Annotated in this window: 10 protein-coding genes; 4 read left to right on the top strand and 6 right to left on the bottom strand. The window is 67.0% G+C overall.

What is annotated here, in order from left to right; genetic code table 11:
• Nucleotides 1-44: 44 nt before the first annotated feature.
• The gene (locus tag ACE191_RS01825; protein WP_400190471.1) at nt 45-845 is read right to left on the bottom strand and encodes a DUF2490 domain-containing protein; all 801 of its coding nucleotides are present in this window, start codon (nt 843-845) and stop codon (nt 45-47) included.
• A 129-nt stretch (nt 846-974) separates the two neighbouring features.
• Nucleotides 975-2471, bottom strand: coding sequence for an Ig domain-containing protein (locus ACE191_RS01820; RefSeq protein ID WP_400190470.1), 1497 nt, complete (start codon nt 2469-2471; stop codon nt 975-977).
• 420 nt (nt 2472-2891) lie between these two features.
• On the opposite strand from ACE191_RS01820, the gene ACE191_RS01815 reads away from it, so the two are divergent.
• Nucleotides 2892-3140, top strand: a complete 249-nt coding sequence (locus ACE191_RS01815; protein WP_400190469.1) for a WGxxGxxG family protein — start codon at nt 2892-2894, stop codon at nt 3138-3140.
• Nucleotides 3141-3696: 556 nt separating this feature from the next.
• Here ACE191_RS01815 and ACE191_RS01810 read toward each other — a convergent pair.
• Together ACE191_RS01810 and ACE191_RS01805 are read right to left on the bottom strand one after the other, a co-directional pair.
• Entirely contained in the window at nt 3697-5376 is a 1680-nt protein-coding gene (locus ACE191_RS01810; RefSeq protein WP_400190468.1) for a hypothetical protein, read from the bottom strand.
• Between the two features lie 177 nt (nt 5377-5553).
• Entirely contained in the window at nt 5554-6123 is a 570-nt protein-coding gene (locus ACE191_RS01805) for a hypothetical protein (protein WP_400190467.1), read from the bottom strand.
• A 640-nt stretch (nt 6124-6763) separates the two neighbouring features.
• Here ACE191_RS01805 and ACE191_RS01800 point away from each other — a divergent pair.
• Both ACE191_RS01800 and ACE191_RS01795 read left to right on the top strand, forming a co-directional pair.
• The gene (locus ACE191_RS01800) at nt 6764-11164 is read left to right on the top strand and encodes a DUF4394 domain-containing protein (RefSeq protein ID WP_400190466.1); all 4401 of its coding nucleotides are present in this window, start codon (nt 6764-6766) and stop codon (nt 11162-11164) included.
• A gap of 94 nt (nt 11165-11258) precedes the next feature.
• The gene (locus ACE191_RS01795) at nt 11259-11477 is read left to right on the top strand and encodes a PID-CTERM protein-sorting domain-containing protein (RefSeq protein WP_400190465.1); all 219 of its coding nucleotides are present in this window, start codon (nt 11259-11261) and stop codon (nt 11475-11477) included.
• A gap of 83 nt (nt 11478-11560) precedes the next feature.
• On the opposite strand, the gene ACE191_RS01790 is transcribed toward ACE191_RS01795, so the two are convergent.
• On the bottom strand, nt 11561-13003 hold the full coding sequence (locus ACE191_RS01790) for an RtcB family protein (protein ID WP_400190464.1): 1443 nt from the start codon (nt 13001-13003) through the stop codon (nt 11561-11563).
• A gap of 290 nt (nt 13004-13293) precedes the next feature.
• On the opposite strand from ACE191_RS01790, the gene ACE191_RS01785 reads away from it, so the two are divergent.
• Nucleotides 13294-13863 (top strand): helix-turn-helix domain-containing protein, encoded by a 570-nt coding sequence (locus ACE191_RS01785; RefSeq protein ID WP_400190463.1) that lies wholly within the window; start codon nt 13294-13296, stop codon nt 13861-13863.
• A gap of 79 nt (nt 13864-13942) precedes the next feature.
• Here ACE191_RS01785 and ACE191_RS01780 read toward each other — a convergent pair whose 3' ends face one another.
• Complete coding sequence (locus ACE191_RS01780) at nt 13943-15346, bottom strand: RtcB family protein (protein WP_400190462.1); 1404 nt, start codon at nt 15344-15346, stop codon at nt 13943-13945.
• Nucleotides 15347-15986: the final 640 nt, after the last annotated feature.

The raw sequence follows: 15986 nt of genomic DNA, 5'->3' as shown, positions 1-15986 counted from the left end.
GCAGCACCCGGCGCTACCTCCCCCCCCGCGCCCCATTGCAGAGCCTAGTCCTGCTGCGAGGGCAGGCGCTCGGGGTGGGTCGTGGCGGCCGCCCGGGTCAGGCGGTGCGTGAGGGTCAGCACCACGTTGTTCTTGGCGGAGGTGTTCTGCGGAATAAACTGCCCCTGCTTGAAGGCGGGCAGGTTGTAGTTAGCCTGGTGTACCCAGCCCACCTGCACCGTCCAATGGGTATCGAGTTGGTAGCCCACGCCGCCGTACACGCGGTTGCGCTCGAACACCGGCCCGTCGGGGTTCAGAAACAGCTCGTCGTATACCGACAGGAACACGGTCTTGGGGCCGATGGTCGGGCGGTTGAGGGGCAAAAAGGCGTTGAGGCGGTAGCGCAGGCGCAGGCGGTGGCTGCTGCTGTCGGCGCGGTAGCGAAACCAGCGCTGCTCCACGCGGTAGCGGTGCTCCAGCTTGAGGCGGCTTGACTGCTGGCTCAGCACGATCTGCCCCCACAGGCGCCGCTCCACGTTCAGCGGGCCGGCGCGCCAGTCGCGGTAGTCGCGGGTGGCGTAGCGGCCCCCGCCCAGCAGGGCGGTGAAGTTGCGGTCGATATCGAAGCTCACGCCCCCCTTCAGCTCGTTGTAGAAGTACTGGCGAAACACGGCGTTGGTGCGGGCCTGCGCCTCGAAAAAGCCGCCCCAGCGGTGCTCGGGGCTGCCCGGCAGCTGCAGCGTACCGATAAACCAGCTGCCCCAGGGCTGAGCCGGGTTGATGGGGGCCTGGGCCCGGGCCGCGGGGGCAGATGCCGCGAGCCAGCCCAGCAGGCCGCCCACAGTCAGAACGAGTCGATGGCACATGGCTGACGGCAAAGGTAGCCGCCCCGGCGATAAGGCCGCTGCTCACTCGCTTAACCGATCGGCAGGTGGGCAACCCGCTGGCCGGGGGGCCAAATCGGGGTTACCAGGCCCGGCTCGCGGCCCGCCGTCTTAGATAGGATTGCCAAAGCGGGTTTGTGCCTCGGCTTGCGCCCCGCCGGAAACGACCATGCGCCACTGCGTGGATAGTACCCGCGTCAGATTGGCATTGGCGCCCGCGCAGGTAGCCAGGGCCAGGTTGTCGATGGCGTGCTGCACGCTGGTGGTTTGGGTACGGCGGCCGGCCTCCTGCCAGAAACGCTCCATGAACAGGTGGCGCCCGTACTGGCTCTGCAGGCGCAGCAGCATCCCGGCAAACAGCAGATGGGAGGCGTGCGGGCTGCCGCTGGCATTGGGTGCCTCCCCCGTGGTTACGGCGCGGCTCCAGTCCCAGCCGGGCGTATTCAGGTAGGTGGCCGCTACGTTGTCGAGGCCCTGGCGCATGCTGGCTTCCAGGGGGCGCAACGGCAGGCGGAGGTAGTCGGTGGCCATGTGCTTCATCAGCTCGGCATAGCCGGTGGCCACGTCCATGCGCATGCCGCTGGAGTAGTAAAGCTGCGGGGAGTAAAACCAGAAGTTGCGGCCCAGCTCGTAAAAGAACGTAGCGTGGTGCTGCCCGCGCAGCCGTACGTCGTCGTACAGCTCGGTGACCCAGGGGTGAATCATCTCGATGCCCGTATAGCCCAACTGCCCGCAGGCTCCCCCGCAGGTCTGGGCCACGGAGGCAATGGTGGCTTTGCCCTGGTAGGTATACGTGGGATGACGGGCCGGCTCGCGGCCCGTCACCTGCCGGTAGTAGTCGTAGCCGCCGTCCAGGCTGCCCACGATGCGCTGCATGATGCGCGGGTCCAGGTTCTGCTCGGGCGTCAGCAGCACCACGCGCTGGCCGGCCCAGGGCTGCAGCACCGAGGCCACGTTCTGAAAGCTGACGTAGTTGTAAAGCGGCAGGCGCGCGTACACCCGCACGTGGGCACTGCCGCTGCGGGTCCCGCTGGTGGCGGTAATGGTGGCGGTGCCCGCACCAGCAGCCGTCACCAAGCCGCTGCCCGACACCGTAGCCGTAGCTCCGGACGATGACTGCCAGGTAATGGGCCGACCGGTCAACGGCCGGCCAGCAGCATCGAGGGCCACCGCCTGCAACTGCACCGTGAGGCCGCTGTTGATGCGCACCGAATCGGTCAGGATGCGGACTGACGCAACTACAACGGGCTTTACCCACACCGTCGCCCGGGCCACCTTGCCTTCGCAGCTCACCGTGATGGTGGCAGTGCCCAGGGCCTGCCCGGTCACCACCCCGCGGTCTACCCCGGCCACGCCGGCATCAGACGTGGTCCAGGTAAGGGGCCGGGCCAGCAATTCCTGCCCGATTGAGTCGCGCACCACGGCGACCAGGGTACGCGGCGTGCCCAGGCGCAGGGTGGCCGTATCGGGCTGCAAGACTACCGAATGCACCCGAACCATGGGAGGCTTGGGCGCGGCTTCCTGCTTCTTTTCGCAACTGGCAAAAACGGCCGCCGCACCGATCAGCGCGGCCACCGCCATGCGTTTGTAGTTGTTGAGGTATGTCATGCGAAACGCAGTTGGGCGGCTGGCTGTAGTGCCGGGCAAAGGTAGCCTGGGAACCATCTTTTCCGGCGCATTTACCGCTCATAAATAATGACTTACCCCGCCCCGCCGAAATGCGACCTGCCGGGGCGGCCCGTCCGGATTACCGCCTGAGCGGGCTGCGCCGCTGCCGGGTACTGCCGGCCCCGGGCCTTCAGGACTACCCGCCTGGGGCTGGGCCGGAAGGCCGGCCATATTCTGGCTTGGGCCGCTGGCGCTTGGGATTACCCGGCCGGCGCAACACCCCGGCTTACCATAATCCTATAGGCTCGTTTGGCCTGAATCTTAAAAAAGCCCAACTCTTAAGTACCGTTCGCGTAAGCCAGGCCAACGGTTTGCCGGCCGATGTTAAACTCCTTCCCCAACAACCCAACCCCTTTTAACATGAAAAAGGCAAAAACCCTGCTCGGCGTGCTGGCATTTGGTGCCGCCCTGGCCGTAGCCACTCCCACCATGGCCCAGACCGACGACACCAACGCCGCCATGACTACCACCGCCGTGGACCACGACGACGATGACGACGACAACGGCAACTGGGGTCTGGCCGGCCTGCTGGGCCTGTTGGGCCTGCTGGGCCTGCGCAAGAAAAACGAGGTTGTGCACCACAACACTACCACCCACCCGAACCGCTAACCCATTACCCCCTCCAGAGCCGCCGCGTAGCGCGGCCCGGCACCTACCCCTGAAAAGCCCCGGCCCTTGGTCGGGGCTTTTGCGCTTACAGGGCGCCCCCACCACCCTTCTGCCATGCCGCTACCGGGCCCCACAACCTGCCCTCTTTAAGCGCCTCAAGCCCGAGAAAGTCGAGCCCCTGCTCGCCACCCTGGCCGCCCTCAGCCTCATCCACCACACCGGGGAGGGTTACGCCGCCTAAGGCCGCCGCTGGGGTGGTTCGGTCGTTGCTGACGCCGGCCCCCCGGAGCCCCCCGGCCCCACCTCGCCTGATGCGCGCCATCCAACAGCAGAGGGGGTGCTACGGTGGTCCGGCCGTGGCACCACTTCTTTAAGCCATATCCACTACCGGCCGAATGCCCCCACGCTTGCGGCGCAACATGCTCCGGGCAAAGGAAAACCCGAACGAGGCTGGGTGGGCTGCCGTGGCGCTGACTGGCTTTTTCGGCCCCGCCGCGGGCGCGAGTTTGTAGCTCTTGGCGGGTAGAGGCTTCCGTTCCGTTGCCTCCGCTGGTTCTCAGCAAAAAATAGCCGCACGCAGCTCATTGGTGAGCAGGTCGTTTTCCCAGTACTGGCTATGCGCCACCAACGGCGTTACAGCCTGCGGGTCCCGCTTATTGACCACACGCTTAAAACCCGGCTGGTCCTGTTCTCTAGCCCGATCAAAATAGTGCAACGCGCTGCTCACCGGATCAAACGGCGAGTAGATGTTTACCCAGGATACCTGCTCGCGCACCCGTTGGTCCCGGATCAGGGGTTGCCGCGACGCTCCTTGCATGGCCCGCAGGGTGTTGCCCGGGGGCACCTGGTTGTGAAATACATAGGTCATTTTGTCGAGGGGGGAGCCAAAGGTCAACAGCCGGGCCGTGCGCTGGGCCACGCGCAGCTTGCCCCCCAGCGCCTCGTCGAGCAGCAGCGAGGCATTGAGCGCGTCGTACGCCACGGCCGAACCCAGCGAATGGCCTACTATCACTACCCGGTCGTAGCAGAATTGGTCCAGCGTTTGGCTGCTTTCCCGGGCACTGTAGAGCGCACAGGCCGTGCGGTGCGCCTGGTGGCGAATCTGCTGCCGTAGCTTCTGAAACTTATCCACTCGGTTGGCGTCGATGTAAATAGCCACGTCGCCGAGGTAGCGCACGAAGAAGGTCCGGGCCGCATAGGTCAGCCCCAGTACCACGCCCCACTCGATGGTCCGCAGGGTCAATGCGACGAAGGGCCGGCAGGTTTCCAGCACGGTAGTCGACAGGTGCAAAAATACCAGCACCGGCGCCAACCCGGCATTGAAGCCCCTGCTCAGCCAGTGGTGCAGCTGTTCATACTGCGGCAGCAGCAGTACCCCATCGGGGTATGCCCGACCCAGAGAGCTTCGGTTATTCAGCTCGAAGTCATGCAAGTTTAAGTAGTGATACCCGGCCAGGAGGGCCGTCAGCACCAGCATGAGAGCCATCAGCATCAGCAGCCCGGTGCTCAGCGTGTGTACCCAATGGTGCCGACTGTTTTGGGCTTTACCCAAATGGGAGCTACACCACAGACTAAGCCCCGTGGCGCCCCCCGTCAGTAGCAGCCAAATCAAATCCCAGCTCAGGGTGGCCAACAGCAGGTTGGGAGTGGCCATACCGCCTATGCCATGCAGCAGGTAGCGCGCCAGCAGCAGCAGCACAATCACATTCAGCACCGTCAGCGCCCCTACCAACAGCAAGGCCAGGTTCAGCCCAAGCCGCATGGAAGCGGTTGCCCGAAAGGACTGCGGCCCGTTGAACAGCCACCGCTCAAATGTTTTGCTGCGCCCCAGGTCGTTCCAGCCGGCCCGCACCATAAACTTTACCACCTCCCACAGCGAGATGCTGTTCTCCGTCATGGGTGCCCAGTAGGCCTCGTACACGTGTACCTCGCGCTTGGGCCCGCTTTTGCCCTTCTTAGCGGCCACGTTCATCTCGGCCCGGGTAAGCCACAGGTTGCGCTTGGCTGGCACCTCTGGCTCGTGTTCATCCACGAAACGCACCTGCCGCACCGTTGCCCGTAGTCCCGTGCCGATACTCAGTTGTTCGGCTATCGATACCAGGGTATCGAAGGGCGCCTGCTGCCCCATGCCGTGGCACACCAGCACAGCTACCCGCTTGGACCGTGCCCCCTCATGCTGGGGCAACTTCTGCAAGGAGGAATGCGCCTGCATGCCTTTCTGATCACGCTTGCTCATACAATGATAATTCTATGGAAAGTGAATGGCTGCTTAGCCGGGCAGTTTCTTGCATTTTCCCACTAAGGCACCTTCGCCGTGCCCAAGGGGTGAGTAAATAGTGCGTATATTCAAAACGCCCCTGACGGTTGGTTCCGGCAGGGGCGCTGAATTGTACGCAACCAGGAAACCGTTGGGCTACAGCAAACGGCTGTCGGTGGTCAGGTTACCGGGTTTATCGGTGGCCCGGATGGTGATTTTGTCGCCCTCCAGCGAGGCATTGGGCTTGGTGGCCGTGAATACCCAGTCGATGCCGTTGGCCTGCCGCACGGCCGCGCCTTCTTCCACTACCGAGCCGTCGCCGTTCTCGATGCGCACCGTGGTGCTGAGCACCTTGAAGTCGTCGGTCACCCGGATGCGGATGGTGTCGCCGGCCTGCCCCTGGTAGTCGGTCAAATCAACCTCGTGAATGTCGGGCGCCTGAATAAAGTCGGCCACGGCAATGGCGTAGGCGCTGGCCGTGCTGTCCTCTCTGCGGCCGGCCTCGTACTCGGCCTTTACCGCCGGGTCGGTGAGCTGGGCCTTGGTGTAGAGGGCCGCCATCTGAAACCGCTCCTGGTGCAGGCGCTGGCTGGCCGTGGGCTCCTTGTCGGTGTCGCGCGGGGCGGCCGAAACGATGGTCTTGCTGCCCACCTGTCGGAATACCAGGGTGCCGCCGATGGTGCCGCTGAGCCCCTGCGTAATAATGTTGTTGGATACGCGTGCCATACTGATGAATGGGTTTGGGTTTGGAAAAAGAGTTTGGGTTGATGATGGGCTTAAACTAGCCGTTCCGCCCCAGCCGCACAATACCCGCGTCAATAAATATTCTTAATTAATTCACTTATAGTTCAACACCACGCCATCCCGCTGCCTCACCCTTACCGAAGCTATTAGCTGTTAGCTGACAGCTGATAGCTTCAGTAAGCGGGGCCGGGCCGCTTAAACGTAGTGGTGCCACGGCTCCAAGCCGTGGCACCACGCCCCGCCCGCGCCGCCACGGCTCCCCCTCTCCCCCTGGAGAGGGGGCCGGGGGGTGAGGCCCCAACCCTTCCGGCTCCGGCCCCGATCGTTCCGGGTCTCGNACGGCTCCAAGCCGTGGCCCCACTTCTTTACTCCGCGCCGCCGTGCCCTCTCTCCGTACACCAGCTGCTAGCTATCAACTCCTGGCTCCCCCTCTCCTCCCGGAGAGGGGGCCGGGGGGGTGAGGTCCGGAAGCCAGGCCCCCACTGCTTCTTAATCTTAATTTAATCACCGATAATCCAATCTGCTTTTCCCGCGCTTACGTAGCTTTCCCCGTTGCCCGCCCCGCGGCTGTCCGCCGGCGGGAGTACCGGTCTGTTCACCTTCACTCTTCCACAACCTTAGTATGAACACAGCAGTACCCTTCTCCCCTTCTTCCGGGTTCTGGCGTCGCACCTGCGCGGTGCTGGCCGTCGGCACGCTCGGGCTGGGCACCGTCTCGTCGGTGCAGGCCCAGGTGGTGTTCGGCCTTTCCGGCACCGACCTGACCTCGGTGAACCTGGCCAGCCCGGCTACCTCGCAAACCCGCGTGGCCATTACCGGCGTGGCGCCCGGCCAGGCGCTGGTGGGCCTCGACTTCCGCCCCGCCACCGGCCAGCTCTACGCCCTGGGTTACAACGCCGACAGCACCCGCGCCCGCCTCTACGTCATCGACCAGACCACGGCCGTGGCCACGCCCGTGGGCGCCGCCATGACCCTGAACCTGGGCAGTGCCGCCGAGCGCATCGGCTTCGACTTCAACCCCACGGTGGACCGCATCCGCGTCGTGAGCACCAACGACGCCAACTACCGCCTGCACCCCGTCACCGGGGCCGTCACCACCGACGGCACCCTGGCCTTTGCCGCCGGCGACTCCAACGCCGGGCAGAACCCCTACGTGGGCGCGGCCGCCTACACCAACTCCTACATCGGGGCCGCTACCACTACGCTCTACACCATCGATGAGCAACGCTCCCAGCTGCTGATTCAGAACCCGCCCAACGCCGGCACCCAGAACACCGTGCTGACGCTCGCCCCCACGGCCCTGGGCAACCCCACGCCCATCAACGCCCCCGGCGCCAGCACCGACCTGGACATCGTGGCCTTCGGGCCCAACGACCAGCAGTTCTACTTGAACGTGAACCAGGTGCAGGGCGGCCAGTTCGTGTCGCTGCTCTACCGCGTCGACCCCGCCAACGGCAATACCACCCTGGCCGGGGCCATCAACGGCACGGGCGTGGGCATCACCGACATTGCCATCCGCATCAACCGCACCGCCCCAGCGCCCAGCGGTCAGCTGCTCTACGCCGTCAACACCAACAACAACCTGCTCTCGTTTTACTCGGGCACGCCCCAGTACATCAACTCCGCGGTGCCGCTCTCGGGCGTCACGGCCGGGCAGACCATCGTGGGTACCGACTTCCGCCCCAACACCGGGCAGCTCATGGCCCTGGGCTACGACGCGGCCACGGCGGGCGCCAACTCCCAGCTCTACGTGATTAACCCGGCCAGTGGCGCGGCTACCGCCGTAGCGCCGGCCATCCGCCTGGAGCTGGGCGGAGCTTCCGACAACATCGGCTTCGACTTCAACCCCACCGTCGACCGCATCCGGGTGGTCAGCACCAACGGCGCCAACTACCGCCTCAACCCCGTCACGGGCGGGCTGGCCGCCACCGATGGCACCCTGGCCTACGCCGCCGCCGACCCCAACGCCGGCCAGACGCCCCGCATCGGCGCGGTGGGCTATACCAACAGCTACCCCGGCAGCACCAGCACCGTGCTCTTCGACATCGACGAGGCCCTGAGCATCCTGGCCATTCAGAACCCGCCCAACGCCGGCACCCTCAACACCGTGGGCAACCCCACCGGCCTGGCCCTGAACCCGGCCAACGCCCTGGTCGACCTCGACATTTACTACGACCGCGGCAGCTCGGTGAACCGGGCCTTCCTCACGGCCAACCCCAACGGGCAGAACACCAGCAACCTCTACACCCTCGACCTGACCTCGGGCGCCCCGACGCTGGCCGGCGCCATCGGCCTGGGCATTCCGGTGCGCGACGTGGCCGCCCAGCTCATGGGCGCCAATGACTCGCTGGCCCTCGTGGGCCGCCTGCTCTACGGCGTGGCCGGCGGCAACCTGGTGTCGTTTGACTCGGGCAACCCCGGCGTGATTCGCTCGGCCGTCAACATCACCGGCCTGCCCGCCACCCAGGTGCTGGTTGGTGCCGACTTCCGCCCCGCCACCGGGCAGCTGCTGGCCCTGGGCTACAACGCCACCACGCAAGAGGGCCAGCTCTACAGCCTGAACCTGACCAGCGGCGCCCTCACCGCCATCGGCGCCCTGCAAACGCTGAACCTGGGCACCACGGCCAACGCCATCGGCTTCGACTTCAACCCCACCGTCGACCGCATCCGTATTACCTCGGCCGCCAACCAGGCCAACCTGCGCATGAACCCCGCCGACGGCGCCTTCCTGGTGGATGGCACGCTCAGCAACCCCGGCGGCACGCCCACCATTTCGGGGGCGGCCTACACCAACAACGACAACAACGCCAACACCGGCACCACGCTCTACGGCTACGACCAGGCCCGCCAGGTGCTGCTGCGCTCCACCAACGCCAACGCGGGCACTTACGTGGACCAGGGTCCCAGCGGCATTACGGTGAACCCCGGCGTCGACTTCGACGTGTACTCGGACCTGACCGACCCCGATGCGCCGGCCAACGCGGCCTTCCTGGTAGCCTCGCCCACCGGCTCGGCCGCCGACAACCTCTACAGCGTCAACCTGAGCACCGGGGGCGCCAGCCTGCTGGGCCGCATCGGCGCGGGCTCGAACCTGACCAGCGTAGCAGCCTTCCTCACCCCCGGCCCGGTTATCACGGGCGCCCTCACCTGGACGGGCGCGGTATCGACGGACTGGGGCACGGCCGGCAACTGGAGCCCGGCGCAGGTGCCCGGGGCCAACGACGACGTGATTATTCCGAACGTGGCCAACGACCCGGTGGTGAGCGGCGCCCAGCAGGCGCGTAACCTCACCCTGGGCAGCGGCGCCACCCTCACCACCAACGACGGCGGCGTGCTCACCCTGGCGGGCAACTTCCAGAACAACGGCGGCAGCACCAGCGGCGCGGGCACGGGCGAAGTGCGCTTCACCGGTCCCGCCGCCCAAACCATTGCCGGCTCGATGACCATGTTCCACAACCTCACGGCCGGTCCGGCCGGGGTGGTGGCCAGCGGCCCGGTGCAGGTGCAGCGCGTGCTCACCCTCAACGGCAACCTGGCCTCCAACGGCAACCTGACGCTGCTCTCCAACGCCGCCGGCACAGCCCACGTCATCAACAACGGCGCGGCCGTGGTGCAGGGCACCGCTACCGTGCAGCGCTACATCAGCCCCGCGCTCAACCCCGGGCCGGGCTACCGCCACTACTCGGCGCCGGTGAGCGGCAGCACCGTGGCCGACCTGGCCACGCCCGGCTACACCCCGGTGGTGAATCCGGCCTACAACACCTCGCCCACGCCCACGCTGGTTACGCCCTTCCCCACCGTGTTCGGCTACGACGAGCAGCGCGTGAACACCAGCGGCAACCCCGTGCCGCAGGACTTCGACAAGGGCTTCTTCTCGCCCGGTTCCCTGGGTGATGCCCTGGTGGTGGGCCGCGGCTACACCGTCAACATCCCGGCTTCGCAGACCGTCGACTTCGTGGGCACGCTCAACAACGGCCCCATCGCAGTGAGCGGCCTCACCCGCGGCCCGCAGGCCGAGTCGGGCTGGCATTTGCTGGGCAACCCCTACCCCTCGCCCATTAACTGGGATTTGGTAAGCCGCTCCTCCGTCGACGCGGCCGTGTACGTGTACCGCGCCACCGGCCCCTACGCCGGCACCTACTCCACCTACGTGGCTAATGGCGTGGGCACCAACGGCGGCACCAACGTCATCGGCACAGGTCAAGGCTTCTTCGTGCGGGCCTCCGTCTCGGCCGCGGCCGTGGTGCGCGCCGTGTCCTTCGACAACGACGACCGCCTGACCACCTACGCCAGCCCCGTGTTCCAGCGCGGCGCCGCTACGGCCCCGCTGGTGCGCCTGGAGCTGCGCGCCGCCACCGGTGCGGCCGATGATGCTGTGGTGTACTTCGAGCCCGGCGCCACCGCCGGCTTCGACGCCGCCCTGGATGCTTACAAGCTGCTGGCCGGCAACGGTCCCGCGCTGGCCTCGGAAATGAGCCCGGCCGCCCTGCTGTCGGTGAATGCCCTGCCGGCCCTCGCCGCCGCCGACGTGACCGTGCCCCTGCGCGTGCAGGCCCAGCCCGGCAGCTACACCCTGCAGGCCACCGAGCTGCTGCGCCTGCCCGCCGGCCGCTTCGCCTACCTGCGCGACGCCCTCACCGGCGCCGTGGTCGACCTGGCTCAGCAGCCCGCCTACACCTTTGCCGTTGCGGCCGGCGCGCCGGTCAGCGGCCGCTTCAGCTTGCTGGTGAGCTCGCGCCAGGTGCTGGCCACGGCCCCGGCCTCGCTCAGCCAGCAGGTGGCCGTGTTCCCCAACCCCGCCCGCACCCAGGTTACGCTGGGCCTGCCCGCCGCCCTGCGCCAGCAGCCGGTAGCGGTGAGCCTGGTCAACAGCCTGGGCCAGGTGGTGCGGCGCCACGAGCTACCCGCGGCCCGCACGGCCGATGCCCCGGCTTTGTCGCTGAGCGGCGTGGCCCCCGGCGTGTACACCCTGCGCCTGAGCACCGCCCAGGGCATGGTCAACAAGCGCCTGGTGGTAGAATAACCTTTTCCTGATCGGCCCCACGCGCCCCGGTCCCGCGCGGCTTGCCGCCGCCGGGGCTGGTGGCGCCCGGCCTCATTCCCAGCTTTTTCCAACGATGCATCACTTCTGCTCTTCCCTGCGCGGGCTGGCCTGCACCGCCGCGCTGCTATTGCTCCCGGCTTCCACCTCCCTGCTGGCCCAGGGCAACCCCGGCTCGGGCGGCCCCCAGCCCGGCCAGCCCACGGCCGTGCCCCTCGACGGCGGCGCCTCGCTGCTGCTGGCCGCTGGCGCCGCCTACGGCCTCAAGAAGCTGCGCGACGCCCGCCGCCGCTAGCCGGCCGGCCCCAGCGAAACGGCCCGCCAACGCGAGTTGGCGGGCCGTTGTGCGTTCAGCGGATGGGGCCGGCCGCCGGTCCGCTATTCGCCGCCGTAGCGGCTCTTGCCCTTGCCCCCGCCGCCGGCGTCCATGCGCACGATTTTGGGGGTGAACGAGCCCAGCACGTCCACCAGGTCGCGCTGGTGGGCCATTACTTGGTGAATGTCCTTGTAGGCCATCGGCGCTTCGTCGAGGCCGCCGCCAATCAGCTCCACGCCCTGGTCGCGCAGCAGCCGGCGCAGCTCGCCCTCACTCACCTGCTGCTTGGCCTGGGTGCGCGAGAGCCGCCGCCCCGCCCCGTGCGAGGCCGACTGGATGGAGTCCCGCTCGCCCCGGCCGCGCACGATGAAGCCGGGCGCGGTCATCGAGCCGGGAATAACGCCCAGCACGCCCCGACCCGCCGGGGTGGCGCCCTTGCGGTGCACCACGGCCTCACGGCCGTCGGGCAGCTCTTCCTTCCAGGCAAAGTTGTGGTGGTTTTCGACCTTGGCCAGCACGTCCTGCCCCAGGGCTTTGCTGAGGCGGCGGTGAATGTCGCGGTGGCAGGCCGAGGCGTAGTCGCCCGCGAGGTTCATGGCTGCCCAGTACTCCTGGCCTTCCTGGGTGTCGAGGTCGAGCCAGGCCAGGTAGCGGGCCTCGGGCGGCAGCGGGCAGCGGTTCATGGCCACTTTGGTGTAGTGCTGGGCAATGGCCGCGCCCAGCCCGCGCGAGCCGCTGTGCGAGAGCAGCCCCAGGTACTGGCCCAGCGGCAGGTTCAGCTCGTTGTCTTCGGCCGTGATGTCGACGATGCCCCACTCCACGAAGTGGTTGCCCGAGCCGGAGGAGCCGAGCTGGTTGATGGCCGCCTCGCGCTTGCCGCGCACCACCCCGATTTCCTTGAACTCGGGCCGCGCCAGCACCGGGTCGTCGGCGGGGTTCTTGAAGGTTTCCTTGTTGCCGAAGCGGGTGTGGTTGTGCAGCAGCTTCCTGAGCTCGTCGCGGCGCTGCTCCAGGTAGCGCGCCGGCACGTCGAACACCGACAGGGCCATGCGGCAGCCGATGTCCATGCCCACGCCGTAGGGAATCACCGCGTTGTCGACGGCCAGCACCCCGCCGATGGGCAAACCGTAGCCTTGGTGGGCGTCGGGCATCAGCGCCCCGTCGATGGTCACGGGCAGCTGCATGGCGGTATCCATCTGCTTGCGGGCCCCGTCCTCGATGAAGGCGTCGCCGTAGCGGCGGTAGTCCTTGATGCTGGGGTTGAGGGCCACGTCGCGGCGGGGCTGGGGCACCAGCTCCTGGGCCAGGGGGCGCCAGGTTTGGTCGCGCACGTACTTGAACGGGTCGGCCTTGATTTCGCGCAACAGGGCCAGGGCACTGCCTTTATCGAGCTTGCGCAGCTCGCGCTGGTCGAGAATGTCGAGGGCGAGGCTGATGTGCTTGTCGTCGGTAAAGCCGAGCTGGCGCAGGTCCTTGCCGTGGAGTTTTTGGGTGTTTTTGGCCATGGTGGGTCGGGGGAAGGATGGTACCGGGTGTAGCGCAGGAGCCGCGGCCAGGGTTACCGTCGAGGCCGATTCGGCCTTTGGCCACCTGCGGGCCGAAGCCCCGGCTCCGGCGAAGCGCTCAGGATGACCGCTCCATTTCAGCAAGCCGACTTTCCGCACTGCTTTGGCATATACCGTCTGGAATGACGAATGATTTATGCCAGGCGCTGACATAAATAGCGTGTCAAGGGTGGATATTTATGCCAGGGCGTGGCCTAAATTTTCGATGATTACCTTCCATTTATACCAGTATGGCCCGTAACGCCCGCTTTTCCGACTCGCTGCTGCAACGTGTACGCCGTTATTTCGGCCTCTCTCAGCACGAGCTGGCCATGTGGCTGGGGCTGACCCAGCCGCAGCTGAGCCGCTACGAATCGGGCGACCGGTACATGCCCATGGAGGTGGCTCAGCAACTGGAGCCGTGGCGGGAACTGCTGCCGGCCGAGCCGCTGACGACGCCCGCTTATGGCCCGCCGCAGCGCGGCCCCCTGGAAGCTCGCCTCCGCTACTGCCAGCACCATGCCCGGCGCCTGCGGTGGCAGCTGCGGCCCTTCGAGGCGCAGGCGGTTCTGGCCGCCCGCTGGGCCGCTGCCTTGCCCACCCTGCGCGCCAGCCTGCCGCCCGCCCCCGCCGCCGAGCCCGCCGCGGGCACGGACTGGCCGGCCTGGCACCATTGGTTTCGGCACCGTTGGCTGGCCCTGCGGCCCACCACCCTGCCCGCTGACCTGAGTGCCCAGTACCACCTGCTGCGCCTGCAGGCCGAGGCCCTCGAAACCGAAGCCGCCGCGCTGGACCAGCTGCTGACCGCGGCCGCTGGCTGAGCCGGTGGCACGGCAAAAAGCCCCGGCGCGGGGGCACCGGGGCTTGGCAGAAAGGACATGGGGCTTCATCAACCTGAGGTTACACCCCGCCGTCCATGCGCACAATTTTGGGCGTGAAGGTGCCCAGCACGTCCACCAGCTCCTGCTGGCTTTGCATCACGGCGAAGATGTCCTTGTAGGCCATGGGCGCCTCGTCGAGGCCGCCGCCGATAAGCTCCACGCCGTGGGCCTGCAGGTGGCGGCGCACTTCGGCCTCGCCCAGCTCGGCCTTGGCCCGGGTGCGCGACATGAGCCGGCCCGCTCCGTGCGAGGCCGACGACAGCGACTCGGCCGCGCCACGGCCCCGCACGATGAAGCCGGGCGCCGTCATCGAGCCGGGAATCACGCCCAGCACGCCCGCGCCAGCGGGCGTGGCGCCCTTGCGGTGCACGATGACCTCGCGGCCGTCGGCGAGGCGCTCCTTCCAGGCGAAGTTGTGGTGATTTTCCACTTTCGCCAGGGGCCGCTCGCCCAGGGCCTTGGCCACGCGCTGGTGAATCTGGTGGTGGCAGGCCGAGGCGTAGTCACCGGCCAGGTTCATGGCCGCCCAGTATTCCTGCCCGCCCTCTGCGTCGAGGGTAAGCCAGGCCAGGTGCTTGGCTTCGGCGGGCAGCTGGCAGGTGTCCATGGCCAGCTTGGTGTAGTGGTTGGCCACGCCGGCGCCCAGGCCGCGCGAGCCGCTGTGCGAGAGCAGCCCCAGGTACTGGCCCACGGGCACGCCCATTTCGTTGGTCGGGTCGAGGATTTCCACGATGCCGAACTCCACGAAGTGGTTGCCGGAGCCGGAGGTGCCGATCTGAGCCGCCGCGGTTTCCTGCTTGTTGCGCAGAAACGGAATGCTGCGGAACTCGTCGCGCTCCAGCACCTCGTGGCCCAGCTTCTGCCCGTGCCGAAACCCGTCGCGGTTGCCGAATTTGGTGGTGGCCAGCAGCACGTTCTTCAGCTCCTGCACCCGCTGCATGAGGTAGAGCGGCGGCAGCGGGAAGATAGACAAGGCCATGCGGCAGCCGATATCCACGCCCACGGCGTAGGGAATCACGGCGTTGTCGGTGGCCAGCACCCCACCGATGGGCAGGCCGTAGCCGTAGTGGGCGTCGGGCATCAGCGCGCCGCCCACGGTGACGGGCAGCTTCATGGCCGTTTCCATCTGGTGCACCGCGCCCGGCTCGATGTACTCGCTGCCAAAGGTGACGTAGTCCTTGCGCGCCGTCAGCTCGATGTGGCGGCGGGGCGGGGGCAGCAAAGCCGCCGCCGTGTGGCTCCAGTCGAGGTCGGTGAGGAAGTTGTTGGGGGTTTGCAGAATCAATTTGAGCAGGGCCAGCTGATCCGTCTGCGAGAGTCGCTTCAGGTGCTTGCGCTGCAGTTGGGCCAGTGCCAGCCCGATGGCGCGGCCTTCCGGGAAACCCAGTTCCCGCAAGTCGTTGCCGCGTAGTTGTTGTGCCATAATGAGAAGTTGCATGAACGGAAGCGCGTTGGGCTTCCGGGTTGCGAGGCGGCGGCACCCAGTAAGTGGTGCCACCGCCGGCCGCTGATGAAGAAAAACTCCGCGAAAAGCCGGAGCAACGGATGGTTCGCGCTGGTTTCAGGGCTGATGAACGGTCAGCAGAAGGAGCGCGGACCTATGGCATCCGGCCGCGGGGCGGGGACCAGGCCAGGGGTAACCGGCGGGGGTCTGCTATGCCGGAAAGGAATGTGCTTCCTCCCCGGCCCGAAGTATGACCCTCCTACGACACCTGGGCCTGCCCGCAAAACATGATCGGGCAACAGGCGCGCAGCCTACATATGTGCTCTAACCACCTGAGCTACTGCCCGCGGGCAGGTGGGACTTGAACCCACGACCCCATCGTCCAATCGCGAAGTATGGCTGCGCTACGGCACCAATCAAAAAACAAGCTGCTTACCGGGGCAACGGCGGGGAGGCGCTGTTGGCGCACGGATCAGGTGCGCCACCTGCTGCCGAAGCGGCAGGCTGCGGGAGTTGAACCCGCTCAACCCGAAGGTCTCGCCGAAGTAACGCCCTCCTACGGCACCTGGTAAACAGTGAGAAAATCCATCGGGGCAACTGGGCGCCCGGCCTGTCCTGC

This window comes from Hymenobacter sp. B81 (assembly GCF_044628455.1).
Lineage (GTDB): Bacteria > Bacteroidota > Bacteroidia > Cytophagales > Hymenobacteraceae > Solirubrum.
This window is presented reverse-complemented; position numbering and strand designations above follow the sequence as displayed.

Excerpts from the sequence above, each read along its gene's own strand:
- ACE191_RS01825 (WP_400190471.1), bottom strand. The coding sequence starts at position 845 with ATGTGCCATCGACTCGTTCTGACTGTGGGCGGCCTGCTGGGCTGGCTC.
- ACE191_RS01820 (WP_400190470.1), bottom strand. The coding sequence starts at position 2,471 with ATGACATACCTCAACAACTACAAACGCATGGCGGTGGCCGCGCTGATC.
- ACE191_RS01815 (WP_400190469.1), top strand. The coding sequence starts at position 2,892 with ATGAAAAAGGCAAAAACCCTGCTCGGCGTGCTGGCATTTGGTGCCGCC.
- ACE191_RS01810 (WP_400190468.1), bottom strand. The coding sequence starts at position 5,376 with ATGAGCAAGCGTGATCAGAAAGGCATGCAGGCGCATTCCTCCTTGCAG.
- ACE191_RS01805 (WP_400190467.1), bottom strand. The coding sequence starts at position 6,123 with ATGGCACGCGTATCCAACAACATTATTACGCAGGGGCTCAGCGGCACC.
- ACE191_RS01800 (WP_400190466.1), top strand. The coding sequence starts at position 6,764 with ATGAACACAGCAGTACCCTTCTCCCCTTCTTCCGGGTTCTGGCGTCGC.
- ACE191_RS01795 (WP_400190465.1), top strand. The coding sequence starts at position 11,259 with ATGCATCACTTCTGCTCTTCCCTGCGCGGGCTGGCCTGCACCGCCGCG.
- ACE191_RS01790 (WP_400190464.1), bottom strand. The coding sequence starts at position 13,003 with ATGGCCAAAAACACCCAAAAACTCCACGGCAAGGACCTGCGCCAGCTC.
- ACE191_RS01785 (WP_400190463.1), top strand. The coding sequence starts at position 13,294 with ATGGCCCGTAACGCCCGCTTTTCCGACTCGCTGCTGCAACGTGTACGC.
- ACE191_RS01780 (WP_400190462.1), bottom strand. The coding sequence starts at position 15,346 with ATGGCACAACAACTACGCGGCAACGACTTGCGGGAACTGGGTTTCCCG.